The sequence below is a fragment of the Novosphingobium sp. KACC 22771 genome, assembly GCF_028736195.1.
Lineage (GTDB): Bacteria > Pseudomonadota > Alphaproteobacteria > Sphingomonadales > Sphingomonadaceae > Novosphingobium.
In genome coordinates this window covers 304,353-319,682 of sequence record NZ_CP117882.1, presented here as the reverse complement: position 1 = coordinate 319,682, position 15,330 = coordinate 304,353, and the positions used below count along the sequence as shown (strand labels likewise).

The following is a 15,330-nucleotide window of genomic DNA, read 5'->3' as shown; positions in this document are numbered from 1 at the left end:
GAAACCGTTACATTCCCGGCATCCAGAGCCAAGAGAGCCTGCATCATGCGCGCGCCGGGCGGCCTTGTCGCCATATTTCCTTTCTGCAACAGAAATGCTAGAAAGGCTAATATTGTTTACTTGATGAGGTTTCAGTGTCCGGCGAATCGTCCCCTGCCTCCCCCACGCACCGCGACCACGCCGAAATCTTCGATGCCGAAGTCGCGCGGATGCGCAAAGCGATTGCTGCGGGTCGTTCGGTGTTGCAGCTGCGCCTGTTCGATTACCTTGCCGAACGATCAGGCGACGTCCGCGCGCCCAAAGAAATCGAGGTCGCACTGGCCGTTTTCGGGACGGACGGCGTTCAGGATTCAGGCGCGGATTCCGGTGTGCGTGTCTATGTTCACCGCCTGCGCAAGCGGCTTGATGACCATTATCGCGGTGAAGCCGGGCCGCGTCTGATTATTCCCAAGGGCGAATACCGCATCGCACTGGCCATGCCCGACAGCCAGGAGCCGATACCACCATCACCCGAACCGTCGCCCCCCCCGCCCCCTGCGTCACATCAGGCCAGGCGCTGGTGGCCCATAGCCGCAGCGGCGGGGCTGGGCGTGGCGGCCATGGCGGCATGGGCAGTGTGGCCCCCCGCGTCGCAACAGGATGCCAGACGCGATGCCAGCGTCCTGTCACGCGGGTTGGATGCCGGAACGCAGCCCCTCATACTGGTGGGTGATGCCTATGGGCTGGCCGAGACGGGGGACCGCAAGGCGGTACAGCGCATGATATTGGACCCGGCGATCAAATCGCGCGAAGACCTGGGCCAGCATATCCGCACGCATCCCGAGGAATTTTATCGCCTTTACGATTTCGACCTGCGCTTTACCCCTGTCTCCAGCGCGCAGGCGGCCTGGACCATACTCCAGGCGCTGCCCAATACCGGCGAAAATCCGCGCCGTCGCCCCGCCGTACTGCCCGCTTCAAAGGTTAAACCGGCGATGCTGGCGGGGGGCAATGTCGTATATGTCGGGCGCATTGCCAATCTGGGGCCACTGTCGGCAACTGTGGGCGCGCAAACGCAGTTTCGTCTGACGGCCATGGACACTATCACCGATCCCGCCAGCGGCCAGGTATTTCGCGGATCGCCCCCGCTTGCCGATGAGCATGCCGTTCGCACCGATTACGGCTATCTGGCCAACCTGCCCGGACCTGCGGGACGCGGGCTGTTGATCACCGCGGGCATGGGCGATTTTGCCACCGACCAGATGGGCAGCATTGCCGCTAATCCGGAAAGTCTGGAACAAATTTCCGCCCGCATCGGGCGCAAACGACATTTTGAAGCGCTTTATGAGTTCCACTCGCGCGATGGCATGCTGATGGACAGCCGCCTTGTCGCCGCGCACGGATTGCGCTGACAAGCGCGGGCCGTTTTCAGAGCGGCGCATTCCACCGGTTCACCGGCACGATTTCCAGATTGCCGATCCGCCCATTGGCCGCCTTTACAAGCCGCAGTTCAATCACCTGATCGCGATAATGAGCGCGATAACGCCATGATGGCTCGCCGCATTGATCGGCTTTCGCAAAGAGCGCCAGATCCTTTCGCGCCCCCAACCCTTGCAGCAGGCCTGAATATTGTGCGACCATCTCTTTGAGATCAAGGGCCGCATAGTCGGCAAAGTCATGGGCCGCCACGCGATTGGACGCCACCGCATCAAGCAGCGCCGCCACCTGCGCCGTCATGGCCGGGTCGGTGTCAAGGATGGGCGCCGCATCTTGTCTTGCCAATGCAGGCTCGACCAATCCGGCCAGGTCACGCGCCAGCCCTTCGGCCTCGGCCCCCTCGCCGTTGGCCAGCACCACCACGGTCAATTCCGGCTTGAGATAGCGGATCGCAAAGGTCTGGAACCCCTGCCACGATCCGCCGTGCCACCATGCCTTGTCGTCCAAATACCAGCCCAGACCGTAGTGACAGGCCGCTCCATTGCCCAAACGCGCAGGCTGTCCCATCGCGGCCCAGGACGACTTGGCCAACAGGCTCTGTCGGCTCATGGCGGCGGCCCATGCCGCATAATCCAGCACCGAGAGGTAGAGCGAACCATCCGCCGTGGAATTGGCGGCCGCCGATATCCATTCGGCATTGCGCAAATGGCCGTCGCGCCGTTCATAACCGGCCGAGCGATTGGCAATGATCGCCATTTCATCAATGCCGCGCGCCCGCATCATGCCCAGCGGCGCAAAGATCCTGTCCACCAGAAAGCGCGCATAGGGTTGCCCCGTCACACGCGCCATGACCTGACCAAGCACCACATAATCGACATAGCTGAAGCGCCAGCGAGCGCCTGCGGGAAAGTTCGGTTTTTCGTGCGCGATGATGTCGAGCATCTGGGCATCGGAATATTCCACGCGGAAATCGCCATTGGGCGTCGCGGGCAAACCCGAGGTATGGTTCAGCATCCGGCGCAAGCTGACCGGTTGCCAGCTTTGGGGCAATTCGGGCAGATAGCGCCGCACCGAAGCATCCAGATCCAGCTTGCCCTCTTCGGCCAACAGCAAGACCCCGGCGGCCGTGAACTGCATGCCCAAGGCGCCCGTCTTGAACAGCGTGTCGGGATGGACGGGAACCTGATGCTCGATATTGGCAAAACCAAAGCCTTCGATACGCAGGGGTTGCCCATCGCGCACAACAGCCACGGCCACACCCGGCACATCGCCGCGCACCATTTCCTGACGCACTCGCTCCTCGATGGCATCGGCACGGACAACCGCGGGCACAAGGCCCATCGACAGGAGTATCGCGGCCAGCGCCGCCTTCAAAGGCAAAATCGTCATGGCACCATCACACCACGGCCAAGGGCGACTTTGTATTGCTCAAGCGGCCCGAATTGTACCAGTTGCGGCCTGATCGACCGAGGGCATCAAGGCGCAGAAGCGGCATTGTCCAACCGGAATTCCGGCGCCGGTGCGGAATTATCCCAAATACCCTGAACTTTTGCCGGACGGTCCAGCAGCCAGGTCGAGCCGAGATGAGCGCTGCCCAATGTTCGCACCTGAAACAGCGCTTCAAAACCCCCGCCGCAACCCATGCGGCCATGCGCCACCGCGCGCATTCTTGCAGCATCCGTGCTCAGTTCGGCCATTTCGCTCAAGCCTGGATCGTGGAGAGAAGCGATGAAAAGCACCGTATTGCCCGCAGGACCGGGCAAACAGGCCAGATAGCCGTAATCGCGCCGGGCAATGCGCTCGTCATGCAGTTCCATGCCGTCCGACTGATACCGCTTGCCGCCGACGGTATCGGCCAGCGCGTCCATCCCCGTATCAAGGCGAAAGCGCGATGCCTGGGTCAGCGGATCACGCAGCAGGTTTCCGATGCCGCCCATTTGCCCGACATAGATGATGTCGGAGACCTTCAGCACATCGGGCGTCAATTGCGAAGCGGCATATAGGCGAATGGTGCGGTTGCGGAATGCCTCATCACGTATCAGAGCGGCCCGGATGGTGGCAGCCGCGCTCATGGTGGCGGCCGTCACATAATGCTGATCCCTGTCCCTCACCGCTTCGGCTTTTTGGGGATTGAGCATCTGGACAATGATAAGATCCTCGCGGGTGGGCACATTGTGATCCCATATTTCGCGCAAAGGCCGGTCGGGCGGGGCGGAGGGAGGCGTTTCGGTAAAGAAGTAATAATCGCCCATCACCACCGCGATAGGCCGGTTGCTCGCCGCCATCGCCGACCATGGCGAGACGGTGGCCAGTGTTTGGCCTCGCTCCCGCTGCCACCAGACAAAACCGGCCGCCGCGCCCGTCAAAACCACCAGCACCAGCAACCAAACCGCCATTCCTGCGCGCAGGCGCGGGCGTACATCGATCAAGCCATCGATCAAGGCATCGCGCGCGGGCAAAGCCCCTTCTTCGACCGCATCACCCACCAGTTCCAGCCGATAGGTTCCGGCAGGCAGGCGCAAAGAGGGGCCGTGATGGTCGGCAAATTCGGCATCGATCAACTTGCGCAGTCGATGGACATAGACCCGCACATTCGCGTCGGGGCGATAGGCGGGACTGCGAGCATCGACGAATACGGCGGCGGCGATCTGGGATTCGGAGGGTGCGGTTGGCTCATCGGCCCTCTCCACCAAATAGTCGAAGAGCGCGAGCAGCCTTTCTGACCTGTTCCGCTCCAGCGCCGCGCGCATCCGCGCAACGGCTTCACCCATGGCCTGCGCATGCGCCTCAGACGCGGAAAATGGGGCAGGCGGAGCGCTAGACATGGGGAATCATCCGTCTATCAAAATTCAACAATTCATGTGTTTTTATACTATTTGTTCCAAATCTGAAATATCGCAAGCGCATCTTGCCCCATGCGATGCCAAGCCGGCAAACCCATCATATCACAAGAAATTGCAGAAGCTGTAACGGTTTCGCAACAGTAATCCCGTCGCTCCCAACGCCCATTTTCGCCAGCGTTGCGGACAAGGACGCGCATGGACGTGATGCTGCGGCGCTGTGCTGCCGTGATGCCTGAAAGGCACCCGGTCCGGCGCGGCATCGATCCACCGCTTCCATCCCGTACGAGAGGAGCCTTTCTGCAATGATTTCGATGAACCTGAAGCTGCTCGTGGCCGGCGGTCTGCTGGGGCTGGGCGTTGTCTCGCCGGCGATGGCGCATCATTCCTTTGCCATGTTCGACCAGACGAAAATCGACACCAAAACCCATGCCACCGTAACCGAATTCCGCTTCACCAACCCGCATTCCTTTGTGGTGGTCAGCGTCAATGCGGGCGGCGTGAACACCAGCTATGCGCTGGAATGCAGCAGCGTGAACATGATGAGCAAGGCGGGTTGGAAGTTTAACACACTCAAGCAGGGCGATGCGGTGGATGTCACCTTCTATCCCCTGCGCAACGGCAAGCCGGGCGGGATGCTCAAGACGGTGAAGCTGGCCGACGGACGCACGCTGAGCGGCTGGTAAATTTGGTCCGGGGGCCTGCGCCCGGCGGGCGCGGGCGATCAAGACGCGATGCGGTCGCAACAAGACGGCCGCACAGGGAGAATATGATGCGTTTTACGACATTTGCCTGTGCTGCGGCCATGGCGGCAATGATGATGGCCCATACCGGCACGGCACAGGCCGCCAATGCCAAAGCGCCCGTCGCCAAAAGCAAAGCCGTTGCGCCCCGCGACGTCAGCGGCGTTTGGGAACTTTATCCCGACCCGTTTGCGGGCGATGAAAACACCTTTCGTGAATTGCCTGTGCCCGGCGACGGTCCGACCCTGCGCGAACCCTATGCCGCCGAATGGAAAGCGCTGCGTGACAAGCGTGATGCCGCCCTGAAGGCGGGCACGCCGCTGGTCGATCCCAGCACGCAATGCATGCCCGAAGGCATGCCGATGATCATGGGGGCGATTTTCCCGATCGAAATCCTACAGACTCCGGGACGGGTCACGGTTCTGGCCGAATTCCTGACCCAGACGCGGCGTATCTATCTGAACCGTGCGCAGCCCAAATTGGACGACATCACGCCCTCGTTTTACGGCATGACGACCGGCCGCTGGGAAGGCAATACGCTGGTGCTGACCACGCGGGGGGTCAAGGAAGATGTGCGCTTCTTTGAAATCCCGCACAGCGCCGACATGACCATCACCGAGCGCATCCGCCGCACGGGGCCTGAATTGATGGAGGACCAGATCACCATCGAAGACCCCAAGATGCTGCTCAAGCCCTATCGCTTCACCTATGGTTACAAGCGCAACCCGCAATATGAAATCATGGAATATTTCTGCGAGCGTGAAGACCCCCTGCTCAAGGTCAAGGCCGACGGCACGGTGGAGATGAAGACCTCCGATGAAATAAAGTGAAATCGGAAATTTTATCATCGTCCATACCCGGCCTTCCGCCTTGGCGGGCCGGGTTTGCGATGTGCATGAAAGGAAATCGCCCATGACCAGCAGGCGCCACTTCCTCGCCCAATCGTTGACGGCTCTGGCCCTGCCGACCGGGCTGGCCCGGGCTTCCGATCCTCGCCTTGCCGATCCTGGCATTATCCGCGCCACACCTCGCGACCAAACCGTCTTGCGGCTGGGCGGCCTTGGCGATGGTTACAAGATGACGCTGCGGCCTGATGGCACGCAACTGGTTGTGGTCAACGACGGTCCCGGCTGGGCCGATCCGCCGACCGCGTTTTACAACACCCGGCTCTGGACGGTCGATGGCGCCCCGCAAAACGCGCGTTTTGCCGTGACGCCTCACTATCCCGATCTGAACCGAACCGCCCGACCGCCTGAAGCGCCCCGCTATTACGGACACGGCGTCATTCAATTGGGCGAACATATTTACCAATTCGTCGCCACGCATGACAATGCGGCCGAGCGGCCCCAGCGCTGGAGCGGGGCCAAACTCATCTGGTCGGCCGACGATGGCCGGACATGGCGCAATCGCGACGGTACGACCCCTGTGGTCTGGGAAGATTGGCCCCAGCAATCGCGCGACAGTTTCACCTTTTTCAACGAGGCGGACGGCGCCTTCTCGCTGCTCAGCATTCTCCAACCGATGCGCGGCCATCCTGCCGCGCCCGATGGCTGGCTCTATATTTACGGTCTGAACGGCAGCACCGACGGGTTGATGAACCAGCTTTTGCTGTTTCGCGTCAGACCCGAGGCGATCACCCAGCGTTCGGCCTATCGCTTCTTTGCCGGGCATGATGCGCAAGGCCGTGCCGTCTGGTCGGCCGACATCGCCCGGCGGCGTCCGGTCCACCGTTTTCCAGCGGGCTGGGTCAATTATACCAATCTGTTTCCCGGCGATCTTGTCGTCGAAAGCTGGCTTCCCAGCGTGATCTATAATGCGCCGCTGGGGTGCTATATGATGGCAAGCGCCGGGATCGGCGTGGCGAGCGACGGAACGGAATTTGGCCGGCCCAGCTATTTTGGTCTGTGGATTGCGCCCAACCCATGGGGACCGTGGCGCCAGATCCACGAGGATGCCGCGTGGTGCCCCGGCGGGGATCGCGAGGCTCGCGCCTATGCCCCGCAGATCGCGCCGGGATGGATCGCAGATGACGGCTGTTCCTTCTGGCTCGTCTGGTCGGATCTAAAAGGTATTCGCGAATTCGGGCGGGACGAGAAACTGCTGGAGGCGGCCTTGGCCGCAGCGGAGGGCCTTGCGGAAAAGGCCCTGGTCGAGACGCAGTTCCTGCGCCGCTATATGCCGGGGTTCTCCTTCAATGCCCAACGGGTGGATCTTGTCCTGCGATGAAGGCGCCCGAAGGTCCGGGCCGCCGGGCGCCCCCGATCGCGGATCAGGTCTTGGGCCGGGGCGAATTGGGATACCAATAGGTCACATGACACGCTTCACAGCGATCATCCAGCGTTCCGCCCAGGCGCATCAGCGCAGCGGTATCCTTGCGGTCGATCGCCGCAATGATGTCGACCGCCACATCGCGCGTGGCGGTGGCAAACTGGTTGAACTGGGCCGGATTGGCCTTGATCGCGGCATCGATCTGGGCCGGCTCCTGCTCGCCCAGCCCCGCCTTGGTGTCGGCAGGCGCCGCATGACGGCCATCAATCATCACCGCATTCATCGCTTCGGCCAGCGTGACGGCATGGCGGCGAACGGCCTGCCATTCCTCGGCATTGCGCGGCTGGTGATGGTCGACGCCTTTGGCCGACGAAACCGTGCCCACCGCGTCCCACACGCCGTCTGCCGCCGGATCGACGGTCGAATCCATCAACTCCTTGACCGAAACGATGGGCAGGAAAGGCGTGGCCGCCGCCAATTCCCCCGGTTGGGCCTGCCCCGCATCCTTTCGCTCGCCGCACGCCGATACCGCCAGCACAATCAAGGCCGCAGGCAAGGCCATCGTGCCCAATCGAATCAATCTGTTTTCACCCTTCATCACCGTTTTCTCCCTGACGGCATCTTCAAGGCCCCGTCCTAGGACAAATGAGCCAACGAGCCGCGCATGAAACGGTTGGGTTACGGTCCCTGAAACGGGTTCGATCAGACGCGATAAGGCACGGATCGGCCTCGACAAATCACAGCAACGAAAGGCAGCCGCCATGGACGTCGTTTCAAAACATCTCGCACCCCTCTTTTGGCGCTGGTGCATCGCGCTGTGTCTGGCCGGACCCATGGCGGCCAGGGCGCAGAGCACACCGCCCGCGAACACGCTGCCCATGCCCGTCGCGATCCGGGTGCCGGACAGCGGCGCACTGCCCCTGTCCTCGGCGCTGCGCAAAGGCACGGAATATGCCGATCTGAAACGTGCCGGTTATGTCGAGGAGGAATATTTCCTGTCGGGCGTTGCGCCCGCCATTTCGGCGCAGGGCCAAATTCTGGCTCAGGCGCCTTATGTCACCCGGTTTCTGATCCGCAAACCGGCCGATCCAAAGCATTTCAACGGTACGGTCATCATCGAGCCCTTCAGCTGGTTTGGCGAGCGCGCCGCCGGGTGGATCCTGACGAAGGACTATCTGCTGCGGCGCGGGTTTGCCTTTGTCGGCTATACGCTCAACATCAACACGCCCGCAAATGACCCGAAATTTCCGCCGCCGCCCCCCGGCGTGACCGACGAGAGCCGGAACCAATATGGCGCCATCGTCAATTTCGATTTCATGCGCCGGTTCGACTATGCCCGCTATGCTCCGCTGGGCAGCTATTACGATCCGCAAAAATTCAAGCGCGGCGGCCTGCCCGATCCGTTCCTGCCGCAGGCGCAGGGAATCGGCGCGGAATTGGCGATGCTGATGAAAGCCAACCGTTCCGATGGCCCGGCGGCCGGGCTGGATGTCCGGCGCGTCTATGTCAACAGTTGGGCGGTTCAGGCGCAGGTCTGGTTTGATTACCTCGATCAGGGGCGGCATCAGCAATGGCGGATGCCGGATGGGCGCCCGCTGATCGACGCCTATATGACGGGCAAGTTCTCCTATGGAGAAGTGGCCGGACCGGCCTTGCGTTTGCCCTCGCGCCTGCCGCCCGACGTGCCGTTTATTACGGTCTACAGCCAATCCGAGACCGTCCACGATGCGATGGAGCATATCGCCCTGCCCCCGGACAGCGATACACCGATGCTGCGCTATTACGAGGTCATGGGAACCTCGCATCTGCGCGCCGCCGATCTGGGCACGGGCGAGATCGAACCATGGCCCAACCAGCGCGGCAAGCCCGATGATCCGCGCTGTCAGTTCATCTATGATGAACCCGCCGAATTGCCCTTCTCGGCCTTGCTGGATGCAATGGACCTATGGGTGCGCGAACATCGCCCGATGCCGCGCGCGCCGCGCGTGCCCCGCACGGCCGATGGGGTTGTGCGCGATATGCGGAGCGGCAACCCGACGGGCGGCGTCCGACCTCCCTGGATCACCGTGCCCGCTGCGGAATATTGGACCGATTTCGAAACCGGCTGCGGCGTCGTCTATGACTCGAAACGGCCCTACTCCGCCGCGCGGTTGAGAAAGCTCTATGGCACCTATGCAAACTATGCGCGCCGTTTTGCCGCCGCGACCATAGAAGCCGTGCGCGCCGGTGTGATCCTGCCCGAAGATGCCCCGCACCTCTCCCCGGTGGCAAAACCGGAAGACTTTGAGCGGAACCGCCCCACACCCTCCCCCTGATCCCCCGCATCCCGCACAGAACGGAGCTTCGGCGCCGTTTCACCGCAACCTGTTCCCGTATTGCAACGGTTTCAAACGTCCCCTGCCGCGCCCGGCCCGCTAATCCCACAGGCCATTTCCCATCAAAATACAAGAAAGCCAATCAGGGGAGACCTGGCCGATGTTTGTCCAATCGTTTGGCGACTGGCTCTATGCCACGCCGATTTCCAGCACCTTCCGCGTGACGACGTGGATCATTCCCACGGTGCAGAGCATCCATATTCTGGCCATTGCGGTGGTCGTTGGTTCGGCGCTGGTGTCTGAATTGCGCCTTGCCTCCGTTCTGGCCAATGATGAACCGGCGGGCAATGTGGTTCGCCGCTATCTGCCCTGGCTGTGGCGCGCGCTGGTCGTGCTGTTGCTCAGCGGTGTCGTGCTGATCGTGGCCGAACCGGCCCGCACGCTGGGCAATACGGTGTTTTGGGCCAAGATGGCTCTGGTGCTTTTCGCCTTTGCGGCAACGGTCCTGCTGCGCCGCCCGCTGCTGCGCGAAGATGCCCTGCCCGCAGCCAAGGCCGTGTCATGGCTCCTGCTGGCCGTGTGGATCGCGGTGATCTTCTGCGGCCGCTTCATCGCCTATACCTGACGGCCCCGCGCCGCCCACACCTTGCAAAACAAATCGGCAAAACAAATCGGGGGGAGCCTTCACAATGACCCTGCACACTACGCTTCAGCAGATTTACGATCTGCCTCTGTCCAACGCCATCCGCGAAAACGTCAACGCCTTTCCGCTGCTGGAATCGCTGCATGTGCTGGCCATCACGCTGGTCTTTGGCACCATTCTCATCGTCGATCTGCGGCTGGTGGGCTATGCCTCGCATCGGCGCAGCACAAACCGGCTGATTACCGAGTTGCTGCCCTTTACCTGGGTTGCCTTTGGGCTGGCGATCATTTCGGGCGGTCTGCTGTTTGCCTCCAATGCGATGGCCTATGCGGCCAACACCGAATTTCGCCTCAAGCTGCTGATGATTGCGGCGGCCGGGATCAACATGGCGATTTTTCATGTGTCGACCCAGCGCACGATCGACCAATGGGACGAAGACGCCACCCCGCCCTTTGCCGCCCGCGCGGCCGGTGTTCTCTCGCTGCTGCTGTGGACAGCAGTGATCTTCCTGGGTCGCTGGATCGGCTTCACGCTCGACGTTCTGTTCTGACCCCATCGACAAAGGGAGACATTGCCCCATGGCCGACAAAATCCGTGCCATCCTGCTTGCCGCCGCCGCGATGGTCGGCGCCCAGCCCGCCGCCGCGCATCATTCCTTTGCAATGTTTGACCAGACCAAACAGGTCGAAATGGCCGGTCTGCTGGTCGAAAAGTTCACTTGGACAAACCCGCATGCCTTTGTGGTGGTCCAATCCGGCCAGACGACCTATGCGCTGGAATGCAGCAGCCCCAATCTGATGACCCACGCAGGCTGGAACTATCAAACCCTGAAAGCGGGCGATAAGGTCGACATCGTCTTTTACCCGCTGCGCAACGGCAAGCCGGGCGGGATGCTCAAAACGGTCAGGCTGGCCAATGGCAAGGTACTGAGCGGCTGGTAAATCATCCGTCCTTGCGCAGGAAGCGGCCGGGGGAAACCCCGGTCCATTCCTTGAAAGCGCGGGAAAAGGCGGCCGTATCGGCATAGCCCAACTGTTCGGCGGCCACGGTCAGCGATATGCCGGTTTTGGACAGCAGGGTTTGTGCACGCTCCTGCCGGGCCTGCTGCAAAAGGTCGCGGAAGGAGGTGTTCTCCTCGGCCAGACGCCGCCGCAGCGAGCGTTCCGACAGTTTCATCTCGGCCGCCACCGATGCGCAATCGACATGTGTGCGCCCCAGCCAGCGCCCGATAATGTCGCGGGTCAGCGTCACAAAACTCTCCGCCGGTGTCGCCTCGGGGCCCATCAGCGAGAGAAGATGCCATTCGAGAATATTGCGCAATTTGCGGTCTTCGGAAGGGATCGCGCTGGGCAAGGGCTTGTCGAGATCCTCGTTGCGCAAAACCAGCGCATTGGCCACCTGATTGCCGATGACGGGCGACCGGAAAAACTGGTGCAGGGCCTCGGTTCGCCCGGCGATGGAATGTTCGAAATGAACCGCCACCGGAGCCCAGCGTGCCGAACTCAACTGACGGATCAAGGCGACATAGCTGGAAATGGCAAATTCGGCATCCTGCACCCTCGGCCAGATCGACGGATCCTCGATGCGATAGCTGTAGATCGTCGTCTCACCCTCGCGCCGACTGTCAAACAGAGTCCGGCTTTGCAAACGTGACTGAAACAGCGCCAAATAATCCAAAGCGCCGCGCAACGTTCCGGCCGCGCGCAGCAGAGCGTAAAATGGCCCCAGGTCCGCCAGGCTGAATTTGGCCCCCATCGTCAGCCCCAGCATAGGGCGGGAAAACTTGTGAGCGGCTCCCTCCAGCAGCGAGACATAGCGATGGAGCGGCACAAAATCATATGGTGTTTCAAGCTGTTCGCGAAACATCCCATAATCGCGCAGCAAGGGGTCCACACGCTTGCCAACATCTTCAAGCGCGGAAAACAGCGCGCCCAGAAACAGCATGCGGATCGTGGCCTGATGGCCTCTTGGCACGGGCGCGACGGGTTCGGATCGAGAAGCATCGGGCGTCATGAAAAGAAGGGATGTGGCCGAATCTGCAAAACGTCAATCCCCGCCTGCAATTTACCGTGCGCACCTCTTTGGGCCAGTTGGTGCCCGTGAATACACCAGCCGGAATAGGGGGAGTGCCTGTGTCTGAACCGATGATCTGTGCAATGGAGGCCGCCCCGGCCAAACTGCCCCGGATCGACTTCCTCTATCTTTCCGAACCGGACATGATCCGCGCGGGCGTGACCGATATGGCCGCCTGTGTCGACACGATGGAAGAGATGTTCGCCCTGCTGCACCATGGCGATTACCGCATGGCGGGCGGCAACAGCAACCAGCACGGCGCCATCATCGTTTTTCCCGAAAATTCGCCCTTTCCCGCCATGCCCAAGCCGACGACCGACCGCCGTTTCATGGCTATGCCCGCCTATCTGGGCGGCCGGTTTCGCACGGCGGGCATGAAATGGTACGGCTCGAACATCGACAATCGCGACAAGGGCCTGCCGCGCTCGATCCTGACCTTTGTGCTTAACGATGCCGATACCGGAGCGCCGCTGGCCTATATGTCGGCCAATCTGCTTTCCGCCTATCGCACGGGCGCGATTCCGGGCGTGGGCGCGCGCCATCTGGCGCGCAAGGATTCGCGCGTGGTCGGCATCGTCGGCCCCGGCGTCATGGCGCGAACCTCGCTCGAAGCCTTCATGGCCACATGCCCGGCATTGGATACCGTGAAAATCAAGGGACGCGGACAGGCCAATCTTGACGCCTTCTGCGCATGGGTGGGCCAAACCTTCCCCCATCTCCATGTCCGCGTGGTCGACAGCGACGAGCAAGCCGTGCGGGACAGCGATATCGCCACGTTTTGCGCCTCGGTGCCCACCGGCGATCCCTCGCTTTATCCAACGGTCCGGCGAGAATGGGTGCGCCCCGGTACGTTTCTTTCCATGCCCGCGCCCTGCAACATAGACGAGGCGATGCAGGGCGACGACATCCGCAAGGTGCTCGATTTCACAGGCCTTTATGAAGCCTATCGCGAGGAAATGCCCAAACCGGTCCACCGTTTCATTCCCGCCATCGGCGTACGCTGGTTCGATCTGGTCGATGAAGGCCGGCTTGCGGCCTCTTCGCTCGAAGATCTCAGCACGATTGTGGCAGGCGCCGCGCCCGGCCGGACCAGCGATGACGACATCATCATACTATCGATCGGCGGCATGGCCGTCGAGGACGTGGCATGGGGCACACAGGTCTATCGCCGCGCTTTGGCCGAGGGGATCGGTACCCGGCTGAACCTCTGGGAACAGCCCGCGCTCAAGTAATTTTCCCAAACCTTTCATCAAGCGAGATTTTCATGCTCGAAGTCATCAAAGTCAAAACCGGCAACAAATTCGAGGATCACGGCAGCTATTCGCGGCTGGTCGCGGTGGGTGATCTGATCTTTGTTTCCAATACAGCCGGGCGTAATCCCAAAACCAAGGCGATCCCGACAGACCTGGCCGAGCAAACCAATCAGGTGCTCGACAATATCAGCGCAGCCCTTGCCGCCGTCGATGCCTGTCTCGAAGATGTCGTGGCCTCGCGCGTCTTTGTGCAATTTGCCGAGGATGTCCTGCCGGTGATGGACGCCTATGGCCAACGGATGCGCGGCATCAACCCCTCCCTGACCATGACCAGCCCGCCCCTCGGCTCACCCGAATACAAGGTGGAGATCGAGGTTACCGCATGGCGCGGAGCGTCGCGCGCGCCCTTGCGCGAAATGCAGATCACGCTTTGACCGGGCCGCACAACATGGCGCCCCGGATTGCGCCGGTCTCGACCTCGCTGGATCATCCGGCGCAGACGGGCGTGGTGGTGATTGGCGGCGGGATCGTCGGTCTTTCCACAGCGCTCAGCCTTGCCGAACGCGGCGTGCCGGTGGTGGTGCTGGAAAAGGGGCGGCTCGCCGGCGAGCAATCCTCGCGCAATCTGGGCTGGGTGCGCAAGGTGATGCGCTCGGTGCCCGACCTGCCGATGGCCATCGCGGCCGAGCGGATGTGGCAGGACATGCCCCGGCGCGTCGGCGAGGATTGCGGCTTTCGTCAGGCCGGGATCACCTATGTCGCCCGCACGCAGGAGGAACTGGCCGGGCATGAAGCGTGGCTCGAAAGCGTTCGCGGTGCGGGGCTGGACAGCCGGATGCTGACCGGTGCCGAGGTGGCCCAATTCATTCCCGGCAGCACCGGCACATGGGCGGGCGGGATCACCACCCCCTCCGATGCCCGCGCAGAACCGACATTGGCCTCCAGCGCGATCGCCAGAGCGGCGATGGCCAAAGGCGCGGTGATCGTCGAAAACTGCGCCGTGCGCACGCTGGTCACCACCGGCGGGGCGGTCAGCGGCGTGATGACCGAACGCGGCGAGATCCGCTGTCAGCATGTCGTATTGGCCGGGGGTGTATGGTCGCGTCGCTTTCTGGCCAATCATGGCCAGCGCCTGCTGACTTTGCCGCTGGTGGCCTCGGTGCTGCGCACCGAACCGATGGAGGGACCGACCGAAAGCGCGGTGGGCGGGGCCGATTTTTCGTTCCGCAAGAGGCTCGACGGCGGTTTCACGATCACCCAGCGCGGCGCGCTCTTTGCGCCGCTGACACTGGACCATCTACTGATCGGGATGAAGTATCTGCCAACGCTCGTCGCGCAATGGAAGAATCTGCGTGTGTCGCTGGGGCGTGAATTTTGCGACGATCTGGCCCTGCCCCGGCGGTGGAACACGGCGCGTGTCTCGCCCTTCGAACGGCTGCGCACCATTGATCCACCAGTCAATCAGGGCCTGAATGATGAAGCGATGCGCAATCTGATCGCGGCTTGGCCGGTGTTTGCCAAGGCGCGCGTGGCGCAGGCATGGGGCGGGATGATCGACGTGACGCCCGATTCCATGCCCGTCATCGGCCCGGTGGATCGGCTGCCCAATCTGACGCTGGCCACCGGATTTTCGGGCCATGGCTTTGGCACAGGGCCTGCGGCCGGGCAACTGGCCGCTGATCTGGCCATGGGCGAGCGGCCCTTTATCGACCCGCATCCCTATCGCCTCGACCGTTTCTGAACCCAAGGCCCGATGCAACACCGCATCGGGCCTTTTCC

General features: G+C 62.1%; 15 protein-coding genes. 11 read left to right on the top strand and 4 right to left on the bottom strand.

Features of this window, described 5'->3' with window-relative positions:
* Window positions 1-134 precede the first annotated feature (134 nt).
* Window positions 135-1,391: a helix-turn-helix domain-containing protein gene (locus PQ467_RS18440; protein ID WP_274176992.1), complete on the top strand. Its 1,257-nt coding sequence runs from the start codon at window positions 135-137 to the stop codon at window positions 1,389-1,391.
* Window positions 1,392-1,407: 16 nt separating this feature from the next.
* Here PQ467_RS18440 and PQ467_RS18435 read toward each other — a convergent pair whose 3' ends face one another.
* Together PQ467_RS18435 and PQ467_RS18430 are read right to left on the bottom strand one after the other, a co-directional pair.
* Complete coding sequence (locus PQ467_RS18435) at window positions 1,408-2,805, bottom strand: serine hydrolase domain-containing protein (RefSeq protein ID WP_274176991.1); 1,398 nt, start codon at window positions 2,803-2,805, stop codon at window positions 1,408-1,410.
* A gap of 86 nt (window positions 2,806-2,891) precedes the next feature.
* Window positions 2,892-4,187 carry a hypothetical protein gene (locus PQ467_RS18430; RefSeq protein ID WP_274176990.1) on the bottom strand — a complete coding sequence of 432 codons (1,296 nt, stop codon included), beginning with the start codon at window positions 4,185-4,187 and terminating at the stop codon, window positions 2,892-2,894.
* 374 nt (window positions 4,188-4,561) lie between these two features.
* Here PQ467_RS18430 and PQ467_RS18425 point away from each other — a divergent pair, with 374 nt between their 5' ends.
* The 3 genes from PQ467_RS18425 (at window position 4,562) to PQ467_RS18415 (ending at window position 7,225) form a co-directional block, all read left to right on the top strand.
* The gene (locus PQ467_RS18425; RefSeq protein ID WP_274176989.1) at window positions 4,562-4,942 is read left to right on the top strand and encodes a DUF6152 family protein; all 381 of its coding nucleotides are present in this window, start codon (window positions 4,562-4,564) and stop codon (window positions 4,940-4,942) included.
* An 86-nt stretch (window positions 4,943-5,028) separates the two neighbouring features.
* Window positions 5,029-5,829, top strand: coding sequence for a hypothetical protein (locus PQ467_RS18420; RefSeq protein WP_274176988.1), 801 nt, complete (start codon window positions 5,029-5,031; stop codon window positions 5,827-5,829).
* Between the two features lie 82 nt (window positions 5,830-5,911).
* Window positions 5,912-7,225 (top strand): DUF4185 domain-containing protein, encoded by a 1,314-nt coding sequence (locus tag PQ467_RS18415; RefSeq protein ID WP_274176987.1) that lies wholly within the window; start codon window positions 5,912-5,914, stop codon window positions 7,223-7,225.
* Window positions 7,226-7,268: 43 nt separating this feature from the next.
* Here PQ467_RS18415 and PQ467_RS18410 read toward each other — a convergent pair whose 3' ends face one another.
* The gene (locus tag PQ467_RS18410; RefSeq protein ID WP_274176986.1) at window positions 7,269-7,865 is read right to left on the bottom strand and encodes a cytochrome c; all 597 of its coding nucleotides are present in this window, start codon (window positions 7,863-7,865) and stop codon (window positions 7,269-7,271) included.
* 163 nt (window positions 7,866-8,028) lie between these two features.
* Here PQ467_RS18410 and PQ467_RS18405 point away from each other — a divergent pair, with 163 nt between their 5' ends.
* The 4 genes from PQ467_RS18405 (at window position 8,029) to PQ467_RS18390 (ending at window position 11,166) form a co-directional block, all read left to right on the top strand.
* Complete coding sequence (locus tag PQ467_RS18405; protein ID WP_274176985.1) at window positions 8,029-9,582, top strand: alpha/beta hydrolase domain-containing protein; 1,554 nt, start codon at window positions 8,029-8,031, stop codon at window positions 9,580-9,582.
* A gap of 160 nt (window positions 9,583-9,742) precedes the next feature.
* Window positions 9,743-10,207, top strand: coding sequence for a DUF6644 family protein (locus PQ467_RS18400; RefSeq protein WP_274176984.1), 465 nt, complete (start codon window positions 9,743-9,745; stop codon window positions 10,205-10,207).
* Window positions 10,208-10,271: 64 nt separating this feature from the next.
* A complete protein-coding gene (locus tag PQ467_RS18395) occupies window positions 10,272-10,775 on the top strand; it encodes a DUF6644 family protein (protein WP_274176983.1) in 504 nt (167 codons plus the stop codon).
* 28 nt (window positions 10,776-10,803) lie between these two features.
* Window positions 10,804-11,166 carry a DUF6152 family protein gene (locus PQ467_RS18390; RefSeq protein WP_274176982.1) on the top strand — a complete coding sequence of 121 codons (363 nt, stop codon included), beginning with the start codon at window positions 10,804-10,806 and terminating at the stop codon, window positions 11,164-11,166.
* 1 nt (window position 11,167) lies between these two features.
* Here the strand turns inward: PQ467_RS18390 and PQ467_RS18385 are convergent, their stop codons facing one another.
* The gene (locus PQ467_RS18385; protein WP_274176981.1) at window positions 11,168-12,238 is read right to left on the bottom strand and encodes an AraC family transcriptional regulator; all 1,071 of its coding nucleotides are present in this window, start codon (window positions 12,236-12,238) and stop codon (window positions 11,168-11,170) included.
* A gap of 143 nt (window positions 12,239-12,381) precedes the next feature.
* On the opposite strand from PQ467_RS18385, the gene PQ467_RS18380 reads away from it, so the two are divergent.
* The 3 genes from PQ467_RS18380 to PQ467_RS18370 are packed head-to-tail and all read left to right on the top strand — an operon-like array spanning window position 12,382 to window position 15,292.
* Window positions 12,382-13,530: a tyramine oxidase subunit B gene (locus PQ467_RS18380; protein ID WP_274177255.1), complete on the top strand. Its 1,149-nt coding sequence runs from the start codon at window positions 12,382-12,384 to the stop codon at window positions 13,528-13,530.
* Between the two features lie 32 nt (window positions 13,531-13,562).
* A complete protein-coding gene (locus PQ467_RS18375) occupies window positions 13,563-13,985 on the top strand; it encodes a Rid family hydrolase (RefSeq protein ID WP_274176980.1) in 423 nt (140 codons plus the stop codon).
* A gap of 14 nt (window positions 13,986-13,999) precedes the next feature.
* A complete protein-coding gene (locus PQ467_RS18370; protein WP_274176979.1) occupies window positions 14,000-15,292 on the top strand; it encodes an NAD(P)/FAD-dependent oxidoreductase in 1,293 nt (430 codons plus the stop codon).
* Window positions 15,293-15,330: the final 38 nt, after the last annotated feature.

What these genes read in the sequence shown, in the direction of transcription:
- PQ467_RS18435 (WP_274176991.1), bottom strand. Translation starts at nt 2,805, where the DNA reads ATGACGATTTTGCCTTTGAAGGCGGCGCTGGCCGCGATACTCCTGTCG.
- PQ467_RS18430 (WP_274176990.1), bottom strand. Translation starts at nt 4,187, where the DNA reads ATGGGTGAAGCCGTTGCGCGGATGCGCGCGGCGCTGGAGCGGAACAGG.
- PQ467_RS18425 (WP_274176989.1), top strand. Translation starts at nt 4,562, where the DNA reads ATGATTTCGATGAACCTGAAGCTGCTCGTGGCCGGCGGTCTGCTGGGG.
- PQ467_RS18420 (WP_274176988.1), top strand. Translation starts at nt 5,029, where the DNA reads ATGCGTTTTACGACATTTGCCTGTGCTGCGGCCATGGCGGCAATGATG.
- PQ467_RS18415 (WP_274176987.1), top strand. Translation starts at nt 5,912, where the DNA reads ATGACCAGCAGGCGCCACTTCCTCGCCCAATCGTTGACGGCTCTGGCC.
- PQ467_RS18410 (WP_274176986.1), bottom strand. Translation starts at nt 7,865, where the DNA reads ATGAAGGGTGAAAACAGATTGATTCGATTGGGCACGATGGCCTTGCCT.
- PQ467_RS18405 (WP_274176985.1), top strand. Translation starts at nt 8,029, where the DNA reads ATGGACGTCGTTTCAAAACATCTCGCACCCCTCTTTTGGCGCTGGTGC.
- PQ467_RS18400 (WP_274176984.1), top strand. Translation starts at nt 9,743, where the DNA reads ATGTTTGTCCAATCGTTTGGCGACTGGCTCTATGCCACGCCGATTTCC.
- PQ467_RS18395 (WP_274176983.1), top strand. Translation starts at nt 10,272, where the DNA reads ATGACCCTGCACACTACGCTTCAGCAGATTTACGATCTGCCTCTGTCC.
- PQ467_RS18390 (WP_274176982.1), top strand. Translation starts at nt 10,804, where the DNA reads ATGGCCGACAAAATCCGTGCCATCCTGCTTGCCGCCGCCGCGATGGTC.
- PQ467_RS18385 (WP_274176981.1), bottom strand. Translation starts at nt 12,238, where the DNA reads ATGACGCCCGATGCTTCTCGATCCGAACCCGTCGCGCCCGTGCCAAGA.
- PQ467_RS18380 (WP_274177255.1), top strand. Translation starts at nt 12,382, where the DNA reads ATGGAGGCCGCCCCGGCCAAACTGCCCCGGATCGACTTCCTCTATCTT.
- PQ467_RS18375 (WP_274176980.1), top strand. Translation starts at nt 13,563, where the DNA reads ATGCTCGAAGTCATCAAAGTCAAAACCGGCAACAAATTCGAGGATCAC.
- PQ467_RS18370 (WP_274176979.1), top strand. Translation starts at nt 14,000, where the DNA reads ATGGCGCCCCGGATTGCGCCGGTCTCGACCTCGCTGGATCATCCGGCG.